Origin of the sequence: Hymenobacter metallilatus, assembly GCF_003944705.1 — a bacterium.
GTDB lineage: Bacteria > Bacteroidota > Bacteroidia > Cytophagales > Hymenobacteraceae > Hymenobacter > Hymenobacter metallilatus.
Genome location: NZ_RWIS01000017.1, coordinates 43573 through 64568 on the forward strand (window position 1 = coordinate 43573; position 20996 = coordinate 64568).

The following is a 20996-nucleotide window of genomic DNA, read 5'->3' on the forward strand; positions in this document are numbered from 1 at the left end:
TGTGCAGATTATCGGACTGAGTATACCGTAGCTGGTAACCGTCCACAGAATCCGTGAATTCCGTAGAAGCAGTGGTCTTAGTCGACTACGTCCTCTGCTTTATTTTTCACGGCTTTAGCGCCTTTTTTTACTACCTGGCCAGTCTTTTTGGCGCCTTTCTCAACAGCAGTGCCGGTTTTCTTGCCAGCATACTTTACATCTTGCTTCGTGTTGTAGGCCTTCTGGCCGGCTTTAGTGCGGCCCGAGCGAGACTCTACTTTCACGGTACCGTTGTCGCGCTCCGTAACGGTGGTTTTGGCACCGGTGGTTTCGTCGCGGACGGTTGTCTTATCGCCTTGGGCGAAGGCGGCCGTCGAGAAAACTACGGCGGCAGCCAGAAGCAGTATCTTTTTCATAAGGGGAGTCAGATTGAACTTGAAATCTGATGTCCTTATACGGGGCAGCTAAAAATAGTTGTGCAGTGGGCCGCTAACTGCTTCTGCTAACTACCTTGTGGCAAAAGCAAGGAAGAGTCGCCGTAGCTCAGAAACCGATAGTCGTGGCGCAAGGCATGGTCATACACCCGCTGCCAATCGGGCCCAATGAGGGCTGCTACCAGCAGCAGCAACGTGCTTTCGGGCTGATGAAAATTGGTGATGAGTCCCTGTACCAGCCGGAACTGGTAGCCCGGCGCAATCAACAGTTGAGTAGTGGCAGTCAGGCTTTCTTCACCAGTAGTCTCCAGTTGGTGCAGTAGGGCCCGGAGCGCATCGGCAACGGGTACTGCGGGCTGGTCTTCGTAGGGTTGCCATTGGCTTACATGCCAGGTTGGGGCCAGATGCGGCTCCTGCACCAGGCGTGCGCCCAGCCAGTACAGGCTTTCCAGTGTACGCAGACTAGTAGTACCTACCGGAATAACAGGGTGCGGCAAATGAGCCAGCAGTTGGCGCAGCGTGGCCGCCGTTACGCTAATGGCCTCCCCGTGCATAGAATGCCCCTGCATGGAGGCAGCTTTTACGGGCTGAAACGTACCGGCCCCCACGTGCAGCGTTACCCGCACCGACTCCAGCCGACGGGCGGCCAGGTCGGCCAGGACGGCATCGGAGAAGTGCAAACCCGCCGTAGGGGCTGCCACTGCGCCCTCGTGCGCCGCGTACACCGTTTGGTACCGGATGGCATCCACATCCGTATCGGTGCGGTTCAGGTAGGGGGGAAGGGGAAGGTGGCCCGCCCCGCGCAGTACTTCGGCAAAAGGTAGCTCGGCCGGCTCCCAGCTGAAACGAATCAGCGCGTACCCTTCACCTTGCTCTATGCGCTCAGCTGAGAGCAAGGCCGGTTGGTTCTGTGCGTTGAATTCCAGTGTAACAGGCCCTTCTTTCCACCGCTTGCCGTTACCAACCAAGCACTTCCACACGCAATTGCCGGTTTGCTGCATAGCAGGCTCAATGGCGCGCTGCGGTGCAACCGGCTCCAGGCAAAACAGCTCAACTATACCTCCCGTTGGCCGCCGGGCAAACAGCCGGGCCCGTACCACTTTTGTATCGTTGAATACCAACAGACTGCGCGGTGGCAGCAGCGCCGGCAACTCCCGGAATGACTGGTCCCGGATGACGCCTTGGTGGTACAGGAGTAGTTTGGACTGGTCGCGGGCTGGCAAGGGCTCCGGGGCAATACGTTCCGGGGGCAGCTGGTAAGTAAAATCGTGAATGGAAAGCTGGCGGGGGTCGGGAGCAGAAGCTGACATAGGCCCGCAAAGGTACATGCTTCGGCCTCAGCTGTCATTCCGAGCAGCACGAGGAATCTGGGTGAATTCTAGTCATGACTAACCCAGATTCCTCCCGTTAGTTGAAATGACAGAGCGGCTTTTCGGAAGGGCAACACGGCTTTACTGACGCCGAAAAATGAGCAGGTGCTGCTGCGGCAACGATTCAACGGAATCGGTGAGGCGCAGGCCAATAGCCGCCATTTCGCGCCGGGCCTGAGCTATACTCATTTTGTGAATGCGCTTGATGGGGACCTTTGGGTCCTCGGCGCGATACTCCACCAAGGCAACCCGACCGGTGGGCGTAAGCGAGTTGCGGATGGCCCGCATCATTTCCCGTGGGTGGTCGAATTCGTGGTAGGCGTCCACTATCAGCACTACATCTACCGCCTTTTCGGGCAGGTTAGGGTTGCTGGTGGTACCCCGCACGGGTACCACGTTGTGGGCCTGCAGGCGGTCTTTGGTTTCGCGCAGGGCCGTCAGCATTTCCGGCTGAATATCCACGGCCAGCACCTTGCCCTGGGGCACTAAAGGACTCAGACGAAAGGTGAAAAAGCCCGTGCCTGCCCCAATATCGGCTACCACATCGGTGGGTCTGAGCTTCAACTCCCGCAGCAGAATGTCCGTTCCTTCTTCTTGCTGGCGGTCAGAGCGCTCCAGCCAGGCGGCGCCTTCGTGGCCCATTACGTGCGCAATCTGCCGGCCCAGGTAGTACTTGCCAATGCCGTTCAGGTCCTGCGGGGCCCGGCGCTCATAGCCACTGGAGTCGGGCAGCGCCTGCCGCCGCGCTTCGGTAAGCTGAGCTGCGGTGCTCTCGGTAAGCGGTTGCGTGCAAGCCAAAGGGCTTACCAGCAACCCGGCTGCACTAATCTGCAGCAACGACTTTTTGGAAAAGGGCATATGCACGATGCAAAGTAATGGTGCTGCTTCAACATTCGGCAGGGCAGAAGCGTTCGGCGGGGTGCGGCCTAGTGCGTAGTAGCAGAGAATTTGTTTTTTGCGCTACGTAAGTGGCAGAAAGTCAGTAATACATAGTGAAAAGCCATTTTTTTGTTGTCTTTCTTCTACATTCGTCCGTACAAGGCCTGTTTTCATTCTCTTCACCAAACTCTTTTCCCTATGAAACACCTGTCCGGAATCCTGCACAAGCTCACGGCCGTTGCTGCCGTAGCTGTGGCCCTGACCAGCTGCAACCGTGCCGAATACGCCATGCTGCCCAAAACGTCGTCGGCTTACCATGGCACCCAGCGTGCTGTTACGGTAGCCCCAGCCGCCAATGAAATAGCAGTTGCCACGCCTGCCACACCCCCAACCGAAGCAGTAGCTGCTGCCCCGGCCGCCACACCTGCCGCTGCTCCCGCTCCTGTAACCACCGAGAATGCCGCCGTTGCTGCCGCTCCTGCCAAAGCCGAGAAGACTGCGCCGGTAGCGAAAGCACCCAAAATGAATTTTGCTCAGAAGGCGCTGGTAGCCAAGCTGACGAAAAAGGCAAATAAGCTGGCCGCCAAAACTCAGGTTAGCAAGAAATCAGAAGCCGCTTCGGCAGACGAGGCTAACGCCATCAGCCGCAACATCAAGCTGGGCATCATTCTGTTGCTGATTGGTATCCTGGTCGGTTTACTGATTCCGATTCTGGGTACTGTTATTGCCATCATCGGTATTGTCTTCATTGTACTTGGCTTGCTCGACGAGGTATAGGCTATCTGAGACCTGCTCTTTCCTATAAAAGATGCCCTGGTGTATATCAGGGCATTTTTTTATGACTAAAAATCTATATTGCTGGATCAATAATAAGTCCAACTAGATTCTATACAACGCTACTCGCTCTGATGGATACGCTCCGATTATTGATTGTGCTATTATGCAGCCTGTGCCTGAGTGCCTGCCAGAGTGCTCGACTGCCCCTATTTCTGCCTGCCGTGCAACATCAAGCATTACAGGTTGTTGCACCACCGCATTCCAACACTGCCGCTGCTAAGCCTGAGCCAGTGTCTTCACGTGCAAAATCTATCCGGGTACCAGCGCCGCGCAAGCCAGCCAACCTGCTGGCCGATACGTCTCGCACCGCCGCTAAAAAACCAAAAAAACCACTGCCCACGCTGGTAATATCAGGTACCGATACGTTAGTCGGTTACCCTGTGAATAGTAAGCTGCCTTCGGGCGGCGTTCCGCCCGATCCTGCAACCACCGCCATAAATGTTGCCGGGGGAGCTACCATACTTGGTAGCCTCGTTACACTTGCGGTGCTTTCAGACAGAGAGGAAAGAAGTGGCACCGATTGGTCAGGGCTTATGCTGAGCCTGATGGCTTTCACCATTCTACCAGTAGGTGTGGCAATGCTGTTTTTTCAGGGCCCAAACGGCCGTCAGAGGGCAAAGCGTGAAGCAAGACGAAAAGGCAGTGCTATTGCCGCGCCAACTAATGCCACGCCCTCTGATAAGCAGCTGAGTAATCCGCCCCTACGCAAACTGGGCATAGGGATTTTGTTAGCAGGCGCATTGTTGATGCTGGGAGGGGCGCTTCTGGGTGCGTATGGCCTCTTGTTCTTTGGGCTGCCCGGACTCGTATTGCTGCTTATTGGTCTGGTCCTCGGAGTAGCGGCAACTTGAGTTTCGCAGTGCTACATCGGGTCCACGTCGGCAGCCAGGCGCACCTGCTTGAATTCCTTCTGGTCGCGCACTACGTTCATAGCCTCCAGAATATCAGCTTTAGCGGCGCGTAAGACGGTGTGCTCCCGGCTGAGTTTGATGGTAATTTCCTGCAGGTAGAAGTTACGGATCCGGAAGATGTATGGCGCTTCGGGACCCAGCACGGCCTCCCGTCCTAACCGGTCCACCAACTCCTGCGTGAGTAAAATGGCGGCTCGTTCGCCTACCACGGCATCCATGTGCTTTACCGTGAGGCGGATGATACGCACGAAAGGTGGATAGCCATGCTCCCGCCGCTGCAGAATCTCGTACTCGTAGAACTCCAGGTAGTCGTTGCGGATTACCTTGTCGAAAATCACCTGTTCCGGGTCTCCGGTCTGGATGATGACGCGGCCCTTTTTACCCTTGCGGCCCGCCCGCCCGCTCACTTGCACAAACATCTGAAAGGCCCGCTCGTGCGCCCGGAAATCGGGGTAGTGAATGATACTGTCGGCGTTGATGATGCCCACTAGGCTCACGTTGGCAAAGTCCAGGCCCTTGGTCACCATCTGCGTCCCTACCAGAATGTTGGTGTTCTGCTTCTCGAAATCAGCTATGATTTGTTGATAGGCATTTTTGGCCCGGGTAGTGTCCAGGTCCATGCGCTGCACGTTGGCCTGGGGCAGCATCACTTTCAGGTCGTCCTCCAGCTTCTCGGTACCGAAGCCCACCGTTTTTACGTTGCGCGAGCCACAGGCCGGGCACTGCGTGTACATCCGCTCGTGGTAGCCGCAGTAGTGGCAGCGCAGCTCGTGGCTGTGCTTGTGGTAGCTTAGGCTCACGGCGCAGCTCTGGCACTTAGGTATCCAGCCGCAGTCAAGGCAGTTGATGAAGGGCGCATAGCCGCGGCGGTTCTGAAACAGAATTACCTGCTCCTGCTGGGCCAGCTTACTTTCCATGGCTTGCATCAGCTCCGGCGTGAAGTGATTGAGCATGGTTTTCTGCTCCCGGCTCTTGCGGGTGTCTACCAGCTCTACCTCCGGCAAACCGGCTTCCCCAAACCGCTTGGTCAGGGAAACCAGGCCGTAGCGGCCGGCGCGTGCCTGGTAATAGGTTTCCACGGCGGGCGTGGCCGACCCCAGCAGGGTTTTAGCCCCCTGAAAGTTGGCCATCATCAGGGCTACTTCGCGGGCATTGTAGCGCGGGGCCGGGTCGTACTGCTTGTAGCTGGATTCGTGCTCCTCATCCACAATAACCAGCGCCAGATTATCGAAGGGCAGGAACACGGCCGAGCGGACCCCAATTACCACCTGAAACCGCCCCGACAGCACCCCGTTCCACACTTCCACCCGCTCGTTGTCAGAAAACTTGGAGTGGTACACGCCCAGGCGGGAGCCGAATACGCGCATCAGCCGGGTCACAATCTGGGCCGTGAGGGCAATTTCGGGTAACAGATACAGCACCTGCCCGCCCCCGTCCAGGGCCTGCTTAATCAAGTCGATATAGATTTCCGTTTTCCCCGCGCCCGTCACGCCATGCAGCAGCACAATATCCTTGTCCTGAAACTGACGCATGATGTCCTGCCGGGCTTCCTGCTGCGTTTCACTGAGGGTAAAATGGATTTTAGCCTCCGCATCGTCCTCGTCCAGTGGAAAGCGCGACACAATCTGATCAAACTGCTCCAGCACCCCATTTTTGATAAGGGTATTCACGGCTGAAGGCGAGAGGTGGGGTGCCGCAGTGAGGTAGGCCTTTTCAATACCCCGATGGTTGGCGTGCTCATTCTGATACACCGGCACCTTCTGCAGGTAGCGCATCAGCACGTCCAGCTGCTTGGCTTTGGTGGCCAGCTGCCCAAACAGCTGCTCCAGGGCCGCTTCGGCAATGTAGGCGTGGGCCAGCCGCACCTTCTTCACCACTTTCGGCGAATATTTGTCCTGTAGATGCTCGAATAAAAACACCACGTCCTTCTGCATCAGGGACTTGATGTACTTATGAAAGGAGGCAATGCCCAGCAGCTCACCCACCTCCGTAAACGTCAGGGACTTGCCTTCTTCACCGGTACTTAGTGCATCCACCACTTTCTGCTCCTGCTCGCTTAGCGGGTAGGGGTTGGTGTCAGCCTCAAACGCCGGATGCAGCTGCACGCGGCTCTCTGAGCTGAGCTTGAGGGCCGAAGGCAAGGCCGCATTAATGACTTCCCCTAGCGTGCAGAGGTAGTAGTCGGCTATCCAGCGAAACAGCTTCAGCTGGGGCTGGGTCACGACTGGGGCATCATCAATGAACTCCAGAATGTATTTGGCCTGGTACTCCTTGGGCGGATTCTCGTGCACGGCGGCCACAATGCAGCTCAGGGTTTTCTTGGCCCCGAACTGCACAATTACGCGCCCCCCAATCACCACCTGGTCGTTTAGCTCGAAGGGGACGCGGTAGGTATATAGCTTGGGCAGCGGCAGAGGCAGAATCACGTCCGCAAACAGCGTTACGCGGTCAGCGGCCGGTTCGGGCTGGGGCTGCACAAAGTCAAACGTCAGGCTCAAAGGCAGAAAAGAAGAAGCCAGCGCTTCTCCCGATTTAAAGCAATAAAAATCAGACCCGGGGCTGAAAACTCATTTCCGTACAGCTGCCCGGCAAACATCCGGACCCGGTCGGTAAAGATACGGGGCCACTGTTCTTCCTGCGCACACGATGTGCCCAGTAAACAAGAAACCCGGCTACAGGGGGCCGGGTTTCTGCTTAATTGTTTTCGGGGGCTGGAGCATCCGTGGCCGGCTTGCGGCGCGGAGGGCGGGGCTTGCGTTTGGGTGCTGCACTAACTGCCTCCTCCGTAGCCGCAGGCACCTCTGGTACCGGGGTAACGGCTTCCGTTGCGGCCGGTTTGCGAGGAGCCCGTTTACGAGTTGGGCCTTTTGCTGCCGGGGCGGCGGGCAAGGGCGCAACTTCGACCGGTGGTGCCGGATCAGGAGCGGGTAAGGCTGCTTTGGCCGGCTTGCGGCGCGGACGGGCCTTGGGAGCCGCAACCGGTGCATCTGCTTCCGGCGGCGTGGCCGCAGCTACCGGCGCAGCTATAGGTTCTGCCACGGGCAAAGGCGTCGCCGCTACTTCAACCGGCGTGGGCGTTGCTTTCTTTCCGGCCCGGCTACGACTGGCAGAAGTACGCTTGGGGCGAGAAGCAGAGGCTGAAGCCTCGGTAGCTGGCTGAGGCTCCGGTAGCGGCATGGGCTGTACGGGCTCGGGTACAGCGGTGGGCTGGGGCTCGGGTTGGGAAGAAACGGCTGCTGGCACCCCGTTCGGCTCTGTAGGCGCACTGCCAGCCGCATCAGTCTGCGGACTGTATAGCGGCGGCCGGCCCGAGCGAGGTTCCGTGCGGGGTGGTCGTTCCCGCTTGTTGCGGCGGTTGTTACGGTTACGGCGCGGCGCTTCCTCTGGGGTAAATTCGGTGGTATCGTCTGGAGTTTGAGCTTCGGGAGCCAGTACGGGAGCTGACTGGCGCAGGTCCTCTTCCCGGATGTACACAATAGCCGGGGTGGCTGCCGGTTCCTCTAGTTCCAGGTCTGGGGCGGACTCCGGGGCAGGCGCAGCAACGGTAACCGTTGATTCGGCGGGTTCAACAGTAGCAGCAGCTTCGGCAGCCAAACGGGCATGCTTGCGTTTGGTGCGCTTAGCGCCTCCGCGGGAGCGGCGCTTCTTCCGGCGCACCGGGTCTTCCCCGGTTTCTTCTCCGGCTACTTCGCTCCCCTCTTCTTTGTTATCTTCTTCATCAGCCAGCCCGGCCGCGTAGGCATGGTCGTAGGCTGCTTCCGGGGTACCAAAATCCTGAGCCGGTTCTTCATCGTCGTCGTTATCGGCTTCCAGTAATACACCTTGGCCGTGGCGGGTTAAAGTAGCCTGGGCCGACGATGCATTGGCGTCATCACCAATATCAATACGCTCCTCGTCGTCCTCTTCCTCTGGTTCCGGCTCGGGCGGGGTAGGTGACAGAGGAAGGGCGGCAATTTCCCGCTCCAGGTGCAGTACTTCCATGCGCACATCGGCCTGCTTATCCAGGCGGTGTAGGCGCTCCAGGGTACTTTCCAGAAACTGCCGGTGCTCTGGGGCCGCAGCGTGCAGAGGGCGGTGGCCCAGGGCTAGCCGGATGCTTTCCCATTCTTTTTTGAACCGCCCGAAAGCGGCATCAAAGTAGGTGCGCGTAAACCGTTCCCAAATGTAGTTTTCGGCTACTTCGGAGGGGTGCAGCATATCGGCCGCATAGAAGCGGTAATCCCGCAAATCATCCAGCAGCAGCTCGTAAGCCGGGAAGTAGGTAACGTCGGGCAGCAGCTCGCTGAGGTAGTGGCAGGCCACCCGCAACATGGATTTACTGGCCGAATTCAGTACCAGCGTGTCCTTCAGGTGCCGAACCGGGCTTACCGTCAGAATAAACCGCAGCCGCGGATTGATGCGCCGCAGATAGGCATGGGTTTCGGCCACCGCCGCAATAATATCATCGGCCGTCAATAGCTCTTTGTCGAACTTTTCGGCCGGTACTTTATGGCAGTTGCTGATAATTTCGTCGGTTTCACGCAGCCGGTAGGCAAAGGCCGAACCGAGCGTTAGCACCACTGCGTCAGCCGTGGCCAGAAACACGCCCACTTCCCGCGTCAGCGTTTGGATATGCTGGAGCAGCTCCACCGGAGACTCCGCCCCGATTTCAGCGTGCAGGTCATAGCTCTGCCAGCGGCCCCGGGCCTCCACCACGTGCTGCTGCCAGTCCATGTCCTCTCCAGCGGCGGCCCGCAGGAGCCGGCACAGGGAAATAGGGTTAAAAACTGTCCCAAACGGATTAACGAGCGTGGCCACCTTGAACTCCCGCAGGCGGGAGCCGATGGAATCCGAAAAGCAAGAGCCTATCGTCAGCACCCGGGCCGAATGCGGCAGCTGTTGGGGATGAGGCGTAAGCGGTAGTTCAGTACGAAACATTGGACGTAATACGGCCCGCAACGGGCCAACGGACGGGCAACCTACTCAACATCCCGCAGCCAGCCAAACACGGCTGCTCATTGGGCGCGCGCCCACGACGCGAAGTAGATGCCGCCGAAAATACAAGATCAGACGATACAACTGGCGGGCTGCAGGTGCAGCTAGCGTGTACGCGCAAAGGTCCGGAATAGTCGTGAGCTTCTTTGCAAACGGGTGTAAGCAAAGCGCCCGGCTGCAGGAGCAACCGGGCGCTGTAGAATGTACTGTTCGCCGACAGCAGCCTACTCAGCTACCACATTGAAACGTACTTTGTGCTTCACCTCGCGGTGCAGGTCGGCCGTGGCGGTGTATTCGCCTACGGAGCCGGGCTCTGAGTCGAACGACAGACGCTTGCGGTCTACTTCAACACCTTTGGCTTTCAGGGCATCGGCCAGCTGCAGGGTGGTTACCCGGCCGAAGATCTTGCCGCTTTCCCCCACTTTTGCCGGAATTTCCAGCACCAGGTCGCCAATCTTGTCGGCAATAGCCTGTGCGTCGCCCTTAATTTTGTCAGCCTTGTGAGCTGCCTGGCGTACGTTTTCAGCTACGATTTTCTTGTTGGTCTTGTCGGCCAATACGGCCAGACCCTGCGGGAGCAGGTAGTTGCGACCGTAGCCCGGCTTCACCGTTACGGTGTCGTTCTTATAGCCCAGGCCTTTAACGTCGTCTTTCAGAATTACTTCCATGTCGAAAATTAGTTTCTGGTTTCTGGTTTCTGGTTTTTAGTTACCGGCATAATGTCCGTGGGCATCAACCAGTAACTAGCAACCAGCAACTAGAAACTTATTTCAGAGAGTCGGTTACGTAGGGCATCAGGGCCAGGTGGCGCGCTTTGGCTACGGCCTGAGCTACCTTGCGCTGAAACTTCAGGCTGGTGCCGGTAATACGACGGGGCAGGATGCGACCCTGCTCGTTCACAAACTTCAGCAGGAAGTTTGGGTCTTTGTAATCAACGTACTTGATACCGTTCTTCTGAAAACGGCAGTACTTCTTGCGGGTATCCTGCTTGTGGATCTTTTCGTTGGCGAGGCTCATGGTACTTATTGGGCTACGGCTTCCGATTGTTTAACTTTCTGCTGGTTCATTTCGCCTTTACGACGACGCTCACCGTAAGCTACGGCATGCTTGTCCAGTACAGTAGTGAGGAAACGGATAACCCGCTCGTCACGACGGAACGCCAGCTCCAGCGTGTCAACCACGTTACCTTCACCGGTGAACTCCACAAGGAAGTAATAACCAGTGTTTTTCTTCTGAATTGGGTACGCCAGCTTCTTGAGGCCCCAAGCTTCAGTGTTGATGATGTCGGCGCTATTTTCCTTAAGCACCTGCGAGAACTTCTCGACCGTCTCTTGCACTTGGCTCTCGTTCAGCACGGGAGTCAGAATGAAGACCGTCTCGTAATTTCTTACTGCCATTACGACGGGGTGAAAATTGTGTGAAAAACTAAATGAGGGGGCAAAGATAACAGAATTTATTGCACCTGCTACTGGCCGTACGGTCTTTTTCCAGGAAATACCTTGCGGTAAGAAATTGAGTATCAAACCCAAAACTTATCGGTCAGCCGATTGTCTGTATCCTGTGAGGAGGTAAGCCTGGGCCCGAAACCTTAGTATATAGGTTGCGGGCAGATGGGGAACTTACAGGCGAAACCGACCGTCCCGATTGGTATTCTTTCCTGTTGACCACGGCTTTTTAGAATAGTTCTAAGCTTCTGGGATAGGGCGAAAATTAGCCGGGGCTGGTTTGTTCTCTGGGTTTCCCGACCTACATTTGTGGCCTTGAAGCACCCCCGCGTTTCTTTTTTCCAGTCAAATTGTGCTATGGATAGCATCCGACTACGACCCCTTTCCCGCCTCTTTCTCGTTCTGTCACTGTGGATTGTCAGTGTAGGTTCTTCCTTCGCGCAAGGCACGGCAGCTGATCCGAGCAAAGCAGGCGTGGCACCCGGCGCTACGGCGGCCGCTGCCCCTGCCGCCGCTGCTGGCGCCCCCACCGGTGACGCTGCCGCTATTGCCGCCGGCGACGCCCTTTTCAAAGGCAATTGCGCCCAATGCCACGCTGTAAACGAGGTGGTAGTTGGTCCGGCCCTGGCTGGCATCACCAAGCGTCGCCCCATGTCCTGGATTATTCCATGGGTGAAAAACTCCAGCAAGCTGGTAGCCAGCGGCGACGAGTACGCCGTGAAAATCTTCAATCAGTATCAGAAGCAGCAAATGCCCAGCTTCCAGCTGTCAGATGCTGAAATTACGTCAATTATTGCCTATACTACCTCGCAGGAAGGCGTAAAAGGTAAAGAGCCTAGCAACGATAACAGCCCTAAAGCTGAAGGTGATCCTACTGCTACTTCAGGTGGCGATGCTGCCGACGGTGGCAAGGCGATGAATATCCTGCTGATTGTGTTGGTGGTGGTGCTGATTGTGCTAGTGGTGACGCTGGTTATCATTGCCAACATCATGAAAGACGTGCTACGGGGCCGTAAGGACCTCGACGGCCGCGACATGGAGGTAATCGATCAGCGCTTCGACTTCTCGAAAATCTACAAATCGACGGCAGTACGCGGTATTGTGGGAACGGTGTTCGTGCTGGCCGTATTATATGAAACCATTCAGGGAGCCATGGGGGTAGGTCTGCAGCAAGGCTACCAGCCCACGCAGCCCATTGCCTTTTCGCACAAGCTGCACGCGGGTGAGCACCAGATCAACTGTGCTTACTGTCACACTTCGGTGTATAAGAGCAAATCGGCCAATATTCCCTCGCCGAACATTTGCATGAACTGCCACTCGCAGATCAAAACCGAGTCGCCTGAAATCAAGAAAATCTACCGCGCCATTGAGCGCAAGCAGCCGATTCAGTGGGTGCGCATCCACAATTTGCCCGATCTGGCTTACTTCAACCACTCTCAGCACACGCAGGTGGGTGGCATTGAGTGCCAGACCTGCCACGGCCCCATCCAGAACATGGAAGTTGTATATCAGTACTCGCCCCTCACCATGGGCTGGTGCATCAACTGCCACCGCGAGACTCCGCTCAACACCAAGGGCAACGGCTACTACGACAACCTCGTGAAGTTGCACGACTCGGAGAATGGCGCTGTGCCGTTCACCGTATCGTCGAACGGCGGCACGGAGTGCTCGAAATGCCACTACTAGTATGCTAGGGCCTTGGGCGCCTCAGTTTCTGTAAACAATCCGGAAACCAAGGCGCTCAAGGCCCCACCTACCTTTACAAAACAGCCTGCTTAGCGACTTACCGGACCGAAAATCCAAGTCCCTAAGTCTCTAAGACCCTAAGTTCCAAAAACACGATGCAAGAGTCGCCTAAGTACTGGAAGGGAATTGAGGAACTGGAGAACTCGCCGGAGTTCGTGAAGAATGCACTCACTGAGTTTGCAGACTTCCTGCCGGTGAAGGAATCCCATGGCACCTCGGATGCCACGGTGGCCCCGCGCCGCGACTTCCTTAAGCTCATGGGCTTCGGCTTGGCCGCAGCCACCCTCGCCAGCTGCGAGACCCCCATTAAGAAGGCTATTCCCTACCTCAACAAGCCAGAAGAGGTAGATCCAGGCATTGCCAACTTTTACGCTTCTACCTACTTCAACGGTCAGGATTACAACAGCGTATTGGTAAAAACCCGCGAGGGTCGTCCCATCAAGCTGGAAGGTAATCCGGAGTCGCCTATCACCCGCGGTGGTTTGTCGGCCCGTGCCCAGGCTGCCGTACTGAGCCTGTACGATGGTGGCCGACTGCAGCACTTCGCTAAGAAGGGCGCTAAGATTGATAAAGACCAGCTGGATCAGGAAGTGCGCAATGCCTTGGCCGGAGCTGGCCGCATTGCCATTGTATCGCACACCATCATCAGCCCCTCCACCAAAAAGGTAATTGCTGAATTTGCCGGCCGCTTCGCGGGTACCGAGCATGTGATGTATGACGTGAATTCGGCCTCGGGCCTGCTGCGCGCCAACGGGGGGGTATTGCCCGCCTACGACTTCAGCAAAGCCGATACCATTGTTAGCTTCGACGCCGACTTCCTGGGTACTTGGTTGTCGCCGGTGGAGTTTGCCCGCCAGTACGTAACCAACCGTAAGGTTTCGAGCGAGAAGCGCAGCATGTCTCGTCACTATCAGTTCGAGACTAACCTGTCGCTGACCGGCTCCAACGCCGACGTGCGCGAGCCGCTAAAGCCCTCGGAATTGGGCGAAGCCGTGCTAGCCGTGTACAACGCGGTAGTGGGTGGTGGCAGCGCTTCGGCCTATACTGATAAATCGAAGAAAGTTGCTGCCGCCGCGGCTGCGCTCCAGAAAGCTGGTTCGCGGGGCCTTGTGGTTTCAGGTTCCAATGATCCGGCCATCCAGACGCTGGTGGCTGCCATAAACCAGAAGCTGGGTTCGGCGGCAGTTGATGTAGCGGCTCCCTCCATGATCCGGCAGGGTGATGATGCCAAAATGAGCAGCTTGCTCAAGGCCATCGGTGCAGGACAAGTTGGGGCAGTTATCTTCTACAACGCTAACCCCGTATTCGACCACCCGATGGGGGCCGATCTGGCGGCAGCGCTGAAAGCTGGCAAAGTTCGCACGACCATTTCCCTGAACGACCGGCTGGATGAAACCGGTGAGCTGTGCACCTACGCTGCTCCTGACCATCACTTCCTGGAATCGTGGAATGACTACGAGCCCAAGCGTGGCTACCTGAGCCTGGCGCAGCCGGTTATTACACCGCTGTTTGCCACGCGCCAAGCGCAGGATTCGCTCCTGACCTGGGCCGGCAACCCTACTACGTACTACAACTACCTCCGCACCCAATGGAAGGGTGTTTTGGGTGGTGACTTCAACAAAGCCTGGGATAAAGCCGTGCATGACGGTGTGGCCCTTGGTTCCGCCGCTCCGGCTGCTCCCGCCCAGGCGGCGCCGGCTCTCGACGTAAACGCTGCCATTTCGGCCATCAAGTCGGCCCCCAAGCCCTCGGGTATTGAGTTGGCTATTTATGAGAAAGTAGGCCTTGGCAGCGGGACGGATGCCAACAACCCCTGGCTGCAGGAGTTGCCCGACCCAGTAACTAAAGCCACCTGGGGCAACTATGTAACCGTACCCCGTGCGTACGCCATGGCCCAGAAATGGGAGCAGGGCGACGTGGTAAAGGTTTCGGCCAACGGTAAATCAGTTGAGCTGCCCGTACTGATTCAGCCGGGTCAGGCCATCGGTACCATTGGTATTGCATTGGGCTACGGCCGCACCAAAGCGGGTAAAGTAGGCAATGACCGGGGGGCCAACGTCCTGCCCTTGGCGCAGATGCGCAACGACGCCATCCTGTACACCAACTCCGTAACGCTGGCCGCAACCGGCACTACGGAACCCATTGCCCAGACGCAGACCCATCACACCATCATGGACCGCAAGCCGGTGGTGCAGGAAGCTACGCTGGCCCAGTACATCAAAGATCCTAAGGAGGTAACGGAGTACGAAACGATTTCGACCCCCGATGGCCCCCAGAAACCTAATAAGGTTTCGCTGTGGCAGGACTACGAGTACAAGAACCACCACTGGGGCATGGCCATTGACCTGAACTCCTGCATTGGCTGCGGCTCGTGCGTGGTAGGTTGCCAGGCCGAGAACAACGTGGCCGTAGTAGGCAAACAGGAGGTAATCAACCGTCGCGAGATGCACTGGATGCGAATCGACCGGTACTACAGCTCTGCGACCCACAAGTCGGACTTTGAGGAGAAAGGTAAGCTGGCCACTTATGCGGCCATGGAAGACCCCTCCGAAAACCCGCAGGTTATCTTCCAGCCGATGATGTGCCAGCACTGCAACCACGCGCCCTGCGAAACGGTGTGCCCGGTACTGGCTACCACCCACAGCTCGGAAGGCCTGAACCAGATGACTTACAACCGGTGCGTGGGCACGCGCTACTGCGCTAATAACTGCCCCTACAAGGTTCGTCGCTTCAACTGGTTCTCGTACTACACCAACGAGAAGTTTGAAACCGTAAACGGCCACATGTTCACCGACCTGGGCCGCATGGTGCTGAACCCGGACGTAACCGTACGGGCCCGCGGCGTGATGGAGAAATGCTCCCTCTGCGTGCAGCGGATTCAGCTCGGTAAACTGGAAGCTAAGAAGCAGAAGCGTCGTCCGAAGGATGGCGAGATTGTATCCGCCTGCGCCCAGTCCTGCCCCACCCAAGCCATCGTATTCGGCGACATGCGCGACCCGGAGTCGCGGATTTCGCAGCTGCTGCGCCGCGAAGATGGGGAGCGTGCCTTCCACGTACTGGACGCCATCAACGTGCAGCCGAACATCACCTATCTGACCAAGATTCGTAACACTGAATCGTCGGAGTTTAACGCCTAGAAACTGAGCCACGGGGGAGGGCAGGAGTGCCCGCTGCGCTATTGCCCTCCCTCACTACTCCTTTAAGTCCAAAAAACTATGCAGCACGTATCGCCTGTACGGGAGCCGCTCGTTACCGGGGGGAAAACGTACCACGACGTCACCCAGGACGTGTGTCGCCAGGTAGAAGCCGCCCCGAATATCCGGTGGATGGCCGCCCTGAGCGTCGCCCTCTTCCTCCTTGGCGTCTTCTTCTACTCGGTATACCGTACCCTGTGGTACGGAATCGGGGAGTGGGGTTTGAATAAAACCGTTGGCTGGGCCTGGGATATCACCAACTTCGTGTGGTGGGTAGGTATTGGTCACGCGGGCACCCTGATTTCAGCAGTATTGCTGCTGTTCCGTCAGAAGTGGCGCACTTCCATCAACCGCGCGGCCGAGGCCATGACCATCTTCGCCGTAATCTGCGCCGCTATGTTTCCGGTACTGCACATGGGTCGCCCTTGGCTAGCCTACTGGGTATTCCCGCTACAGAATACGTTTGGGTCGCTGTGGGTAAACTTTAACTCCCCGCTGCTGTGGGACGTGTTTGCTATTTCGACCTACTTTACCGTGTCACTGGTATTCTGGTACACGGGTCTGGTGCCCGACTTCGCTACTATTCGTGACCGGGCCAAGGGGCCTATTGCCAAAGTTGCCTACTCGCTGCTAAGCTTCGGCTGGAAAGGCTCGGCCAAGCACTGGAGCCGCTACGAAACCGTGTCGCTGATTCTGGCCGGTGTTTCTACCCCCCTTGTACTCTCGGTACATACCATTGTATCCATGGACTTTGCTACCTCGGTTGTACCGGGCTGGCACACCACCATCTTCCCTCCCTACTTCGTAGCGGGTGCTATCTTCTCCGGCTTTGCCATGGTGCTGACGCTGATGCTCATCACCCGTGTGGTATTCAAGCTGGAGGACTACATTACTTTGGAACACATTGCCCTCATGAACAAAATCATGATGGTAACCGGCTCTATCGTAGGGGTGGCTTACATCACGGAGTTCTTTATTGCCTGGTACTCGGGTGTTGAGTTTGAGCAGTATGCCTTCATCAACCGCGCTACTGGTCCGTACTGGTGGGCTTACTGGTCGATGATGACCTGCAACGTAATTACCCCACAGCTGGTATGGATCCGTCGGGTGCGCTACAGCATCCCGCTGACGTTCGTCCTGTCAATTATCGTAAACATCGGGATGTGGTTCGAGCGTTTCGTAATCATCGTAACCTCGTTGCACCGCGACTATCTGCCGTCGAGCTGGGCCATGTTCTCGCCTACTATTATCGACATCGGTATTTACGTGGGTACCATTGGCCTGTTCTTCACGTTGTTCCTGCTGTTTGCCAAATTCTTCCCGGTAATCAACATGGCAGAAGTGAAGTCAGTCCTGAAATACACGGTTGATAATGGCCCGACTTACACTGGCCACGACCCGCACCACCACGTTCATCAGCCTGCCACCACTCACGGGGTTCCGGCCTCGGCCTCTGTAAACTACGATAAGCATGACTAAGCGCTTCGCCCTCGGCATCTTCGACGACGAAGACGTGCTGCTGCACGCCGTTGAAAACGTCCGCGAAGCGGGCGTCAAGATCTACGAAGTTTTCACGCCGTTTCCGATCCACGGAATGGATGATGCCCTCGGCATCGAACGTTCCCGTCTGCCCATTGCGGCTTTCTTCTTCGGCCTGACTGGTCTGTGCTTTGCCCTGTGGCTGCAGATCTACACGTTGGGCTTCGACTGGCCAATGATTATTGGTGGTAAGCCACATATTGCGCTGCCTGCCTTTATTCCGGTATCGTTCGAGCTAACGGTGCTCTTCTGCTGCCACGGTATGGTAATCACCTTCTATACCATCAGCAAACTCTATCCGCGCTGGAAAACGCCAGTATTGGACGTGCGCTCTACCGACGACAAGTTTGTAGTGGCCATTGAGGTGAACGAAAACACTGACATGACCAAGCTTACCCAGTTGCTGCGCGACAACGGTGCTTCGGAGGTGAACCAAAAAGAAATGTCTAAGTTCTAATGACGCACGCGCTGAAAACAACTCTGCAAGCGTCGGCGGTTCTGCTGGCATCGGTGTTCACCACCGCCTGCAACCGCGCCGATGATCCTGGCCTGGAGTACGCTCCTGAAATGTACGAGTCCATTCCGTACGACCCCTTGCGCCAAGTGAATGCCAACACGGTTAACCCGATGGGCATCAATGAGCGCACTCCCGCAGTAGGCACCGTTCCGCGGGGCAAAGCCAACTACTATACTCACATTGCCAAAGAGGATGTGGCTACGGCCGAAACCACTCTGCGCAATCCATTTCCTTATACCAAGGAGAATCTGGAGGAGGGAAAGGTTCTGTACTCGCGCAACTGCCAACATTGCCACGGTGAGGGCGGTGCCGGTGACGGTCCGGTTGGGGCTAAGTTCAAAGGTGTTCCGAACTATTCAGCCGGGGCTTACAAAACCATGAACGATGGTCATATCTACCACGTGATTCAATGGGGACGTAACCGGATGATGCCACATGGCTCACAGGTTAACCCAGAGGAGCGTTGGAAGATTGCCATGTATGTGCGCGCTCTGCAACTAGGCAAAGGTCCCGATGGGTTGGCTGACATGGTGAAGGCTGGTGGTGCCAATGCGAATGTACCAACGGCAGATTCGACTACTACCACGGGTCAAATGAAAGAAAACCCCACCAAGGCCGGCTCCGACAAAGCTTCGGAAACGCTTGGGCAGGGCGATAAAGCAAACAACGGAACGGCTATTTAACTGACTTCTATGGCAACTCTGACGCATCAAGAAAGCGTTACGGCTGAATACCTGGAGGTTACGCCGGGTACCCGCAAAAAATTCATGCTGATAATAGTGGCAGGGGTCATCCTGCTGGCTATCGGCATCATCATGTCCATGATGGGCATCGGGGCCGCACATCACGAGGGCGCTGCTGCTGCTCATGGTGCCGCCCACGGTGCTGCTGAGCATCATGGCAGTGCCCCTTGGCTCAAACGCCTGATTGTAAGCTTGTGGCATAGCAACGTGTTCTTTACCGGTGTAGCCGCTATTGGCACTGTGTTCGTTGCCATTCAGTACGTGGCCTACGCTGGTTGGTCGGTATTGATTAAGCGTATTGCAGAAGCTCTTAGTGCCTGGCTGGTTCCTGGTCTGGTGATTATGGTGGTGGTATTTGGCATCAGCTACTTCACCCACGATATTTTTCACTGGACGCTGCCTGGTATCATGGAGGAAGGCAATGCCAACTACGATGAAATCATTGCCGGCAAATCAGGCTTTCTGAACCTGCCCTTCTACATCGCCCGGATGATCATTTTTCTGGGACTGTGGGCGTTTTTCACCAAGCGCCTGCGCGACCTGTCACTGGCTGAAGACCTGAATGGTGGAACTGAGTACTTCCACAAAAGCATCAACGTATCCGCGCTGTTTCTGGTAATTTTCGCAGTGTCTTCACCCATTGCCGCCTGGGACTGGGTAATGTCGATTGACACGCACTGGTTTTCCACCATGTTCGGCTGGTACATCTTCGCCTCCTGGTGGGTGTCGGGCCTGGCTGCTATTACCCTGTGCACTATTCTGCTGAAGCAGGCTGGTTACCTGCACTGGGTGAAAGAGGGCCATCTGCACGATTTGGGCAAATTCATGTTTGGCTTCAGCATCTTCTGGACCTACGTTTGGTTCTCGCAGTTTATGCTGATCTGGTACGCCAACTTGCCCGAAGAATCGGTGTACTTCAACCAGCGCCTTGGTGGTTTCGATGGGCAGTATACCTGGATGTTCTTTGGTAATCTGCTTATCAACTTCGTCTTCCCTTTCCTAGTGTTGATGACCCGGGATGCCAAGCGTCAGATGATTATGATGAAAATCGTAAGCATTGCCATTCTGGTAGGCCATTGGTCAGACTTCTATTTGGCCATTATGCCCGGAACGATGAAGGCGGAAAACGGGTTTATAATTGAGATTGGCGTAGCCCTCATTTTCCTGGGTGCCTTCCTGACCCTGATGACCAACCGCCTGGCGCAGGCTTCCTTGGTGCCCGTTCATCATCCATTCCTGGATGAAAGCGTTCATCACACCACCTAAAATCAAAGAAGCTAGGAGTTAGGAGCTGGGAGTGGGAATATCCTCTACCTAGCTCCTGACTCCTGGCTCCTAGCTTCTAAATTCTTTCCAAATGACTACTCTTGGTATTCTTCTGGTGCTGGTGTTGCTGTTGGTCGTGTTTGGCCTGCTGTTTCGCCTCCAGATCCTGACCTCTATTTTCTCGGGCAGCTCAACCCGGGAAGTAGGGGTGAGCAACCGCGTTAACGCCATTTTGTGCATACTCTTTCTGGTAATTGGTGGTGCGGCCTTCGCGTGGTCGTTCGTCGATAACTATGATAAGATGAACCCGCCCATTGCTTCTGTTCATGGCCATGCTACCGAACGGATGTTCTGGACGACCATGATCATTCTGGGTATTGTATTTACCCTGACCCAGATTCTGCTGTTTGTATACTCCTACAAATACCAGCATAAGGATGGCCGTCGGGCTTTCTTCTTTCCACATAACAACAAAATAGAAGTTATCTGGACCGTAATTCCAGCTGTTGTAATGGCAGGCCTGGTTTTCGCTGGCTGGAAAGAGTGGACCCGTATTACGGGACCTGCCCCGAAGGATGCCATTGTGGTGGAAGTAATGGGCAAGCAGTTTAACTGGCTGGTTCGTTACCCCGGCCGCGACCAGAAACTGGGTGTGGTGAATTACCGTCTGATTGATGCCACTAACGAGTTTGGCTTCGACCTGAGTGACCAGAATGGTATTGATGACTTCGTGGCACCTGAGATTCACGTGCCTAAGGGGCACCCGGTGCTTCTGAAGATTCGCTCCCGCGACGTGTTGCACGCCGTATACATGCCGCACTTCCGCGTGCAGATGTATGCCGTGCCAGGAATGCCGACTAAGTTCTGGTTTACGCCTACCAAGACTACCGATGAGATGCGTGCTCAGACGGGCAATCCAAAATTCAATTATGAATTGGCTTGTAACCAGATCTGCGGCCGTGGCCACTTCGCCATGAAGCTGAACATTGTAGTAGATGAGCCAGACGACTACGTGAACTGGTTCGCGGCACAAAAGTCTTTCTCCGAACAAAACCCCGATGTTTTGGCTAGCTTCAAACAGAAGCCGAGCAAACTGGTTGAGAAGGAAGCTGCTGCTGCTGCCGTAGTTCCTACCGCTGCCAAGGCTTCGCTCTAAACTAAT

The 20996-nt window shown here is 56.2% G+C and carries 17 protein-coding genes; 9 read left to right on the top strand and 8 right to left on the bottom strand.

What is annotated here, in order from left to right; genetic code table 11:
• Positions 1-77: 77 nt before the first annotated feature.
• The 3 genes from EI290_RS20080 to EI290_RS20090 all read right to left on the bottom strand — a co-directional run bounded on the left by EI290_RS20080 (position 78) and on the right by EI290_RS20090 (position 2641).
• Complete coding sequence (locus EI290_RS20080) at positions 78-395, bottom strand: hypothetical protein (RefSeq protein WP_125433436.1); 318 nt, start codon at positions 393-395, stop codon at positions 78-80.
• 86 nt (positions 396-481) lie between these two features.
• A complete protein-coding gene (locus EI290_RS20085) occupies positions 482-1723 on the bottom strand; it encodes an S-adenosylmethionine:tRNA ribosyltransferase-isomerase (protein WP_125433437.1) in 1242 nt (413 codons plus the stop codon).
• 141 nt (positions 1724-1864) lie between these two features.
• A complete protein-coding gene (locus EI290_RS20090; RefSeq protein WP_125433438.1) occupies positions 1865-2641 on the bottom strand; it encodes a class I SAM-dependent methyltransferase in 777 nt (258 codons plus the stop codon).
• Between the two features lie 219 nt (positions 2642-2860).
• Here EI290_RS20090 and EI290_RS20095 point away from each other — a divergent pair, with 219 nt between their 5' ends.
• Both EI290_RS20095 and EI290_RS20100 read left to right on the top strand, forming a co-directional pair.
• The gene (locus EI290_RS20095) at positions 2861-3439 is read left to right on the top strand and encodes a hypothetical protein (protein ID WP_125433439.1); all 579 of its coding nucleotides are present in this window, start codon (positions 2861-2863) and stop codon (positions 3437-3439) included.
• 131 nt (positions 3440-3570) lie between these two features.
• A complete protein-coding gene (locus EI290_RS20100; RefSeq protein WP_125433440.1) occupies positions 3571-4350 on the top strand; it encodes a hypothetical protein in 780 nt (259 codons plus the stop codon).
• An 11-nt stretch (positions 4351-4361) separates the two neighbouring features.
• Here EI290_RS20100 and priA read toward each other — a convergent pair whose 3' ends face one another.
• The 5 genes from priA to rpsF form a co-directional block, all read right to left on the bottom strand.
• Complete coding sequence (gene priA / locus EI290_RS20105) at positions 4362-6908, bottom strand: replication restart helicase PriA (RefSeq protein ID WP_185817088.1); 2547 nt, start codon at positions 6906-6908, stop codon at positions 4362-4364.
• A gap of 196 nt (positions 6909-7104) precedes the next feature.
• Positions 7105-9327, bottom strand: coding sequence for a GSCFA domain-containing protein (locus tag EI290_RS20110; protein ID WP_125433441.1), 2223 nt, complete (start codon positions 9325-9327; stop codon positions 7105-7107).
• A 281-nt stretch (positions 9328-9608) separates the two neighbouring features.
• Positions 9609-10052: a 50S ribosomal protein L9 gene (rplI, locus tag EI290_RS20115; RefSeq protein WP_125433442.1), complete on the bottom strand. Its 444-nt coding sequence runs from the start codon at positions 10050-10052 to the stop codon at positions 9609-9611.
• Between the two features lie 97 nt (positions 10053-10149).
• A complete protein-coding gene (gene rpsR, locus EI290_RS20120; protein WP_044002832.1) occupies positions 10150-10401 on the bottom strand; it encodes a 30S ribosomal protein S18 in 252 nt (83 codons plus the stop codon).
• Positions 10402-10406: 5 nt separating this feature from the next.
• Positions 10407-10781: a 30S ribosomal protein S6 gene (gene rpsF, locus EI290_RS20125; RefSeq protein WP_125433489.1), complete on the bottom strand. Its 375-nt coding sequence runs from the start codon at positions 10779-10781 to the stop codon at positions 10407-10409.
• Positions 10782-11186: 405 nt separating this feature from the next.
• Here rpsF and EI290_RS20130 point away from each other — a divergent pair, with 405 nt between their 5' ends.
• The 7 genes from EI290_RS20130 (at position 11187) to EI290_RS20160 (ending at position 20990) form a co-directional block, all read left to right on the top strand.
• Positions 11187-12515 carry a cytochrome c3 family protein gene (locus EI290_RS20130; RefSeq protein WP_125433443.1) on the top strand — a complete coding sequence of 443 codons (1329 nt, stop codon included), beginning with the start codon at positions 11187-11189 and terminating at the stop codon, positions 12513-12515.
• Positions 12516-12670: 155 nt separating this feature from the next.
• Positions 12671-15712: a TAT-variant-translocated molybdopterin oxidoreductase gene (locus EI290_RS20135; protein ID WP_125433444.1), complete on the top strand. Its 3042-nt coding sequence runs from the start codon at positions 12671-12673 to the stop codon at positions 15710-15712.
• Positions 15713-15790: 78 nt separating this feature from the next.
• Entirely contained in the window at positions 15791-17248 is a 1458-nt protein-coding gene (gene nrfD / locus EI290_RS20140) for an NrfD/PsrC family molybdoenzyme membrane anchor subunit (RefSeq protein WP_246009014.1), read from the top strand.
• Positions 17241-17765, top strand: a complete 525-nt coding sequence (locus tag EI290_RS20145; protein WP_044002828.1) for a DUF3341 domain-containing protein — start codon at positions 17241-17243, stop codon at positions 17763-17765. Before nrfD ends, EI290_RS20145 begins: the two co-directional genes overlap by 8 nt.
• A complete protein-coding gene (locus tag EI290_RS20150; protein ID WP_125433445.1) occupies positions 17765-18508 on the top strand; it encodes a c-type cytochrome in 744 nt (247 codons plus the stop codon). Before EI290_RS20145 ends, EI290_RS20150 begins: the two co-directional genes overlap by 1 nt.
• Positions 18509-18517: 9 nt before the next feature.
• Positions 18518-19834 (top strand): quinol:cytochrome C oxidoreductase, encoded by a 1317-nt coding sequence (locus EI290_RS20155; protein WP_246009015.1) that lies wholly within the window; start codon positions 18518-18520, stop codon positions 19832-19834.
• Positions 19835-19925: 91 nt separating this feature from the next.
• A complete protein-coding gene (locus EI290_RS20160; RefSeq protein WP_125433446.1) occupies positions 19926-20990 on the top strand; it encodes a cytochrome c oxidase subunit II in 1065 nt (354 codons plus the stop codon).
• Positions 20991-20996 lie beyond the last annotated feature (6 nt).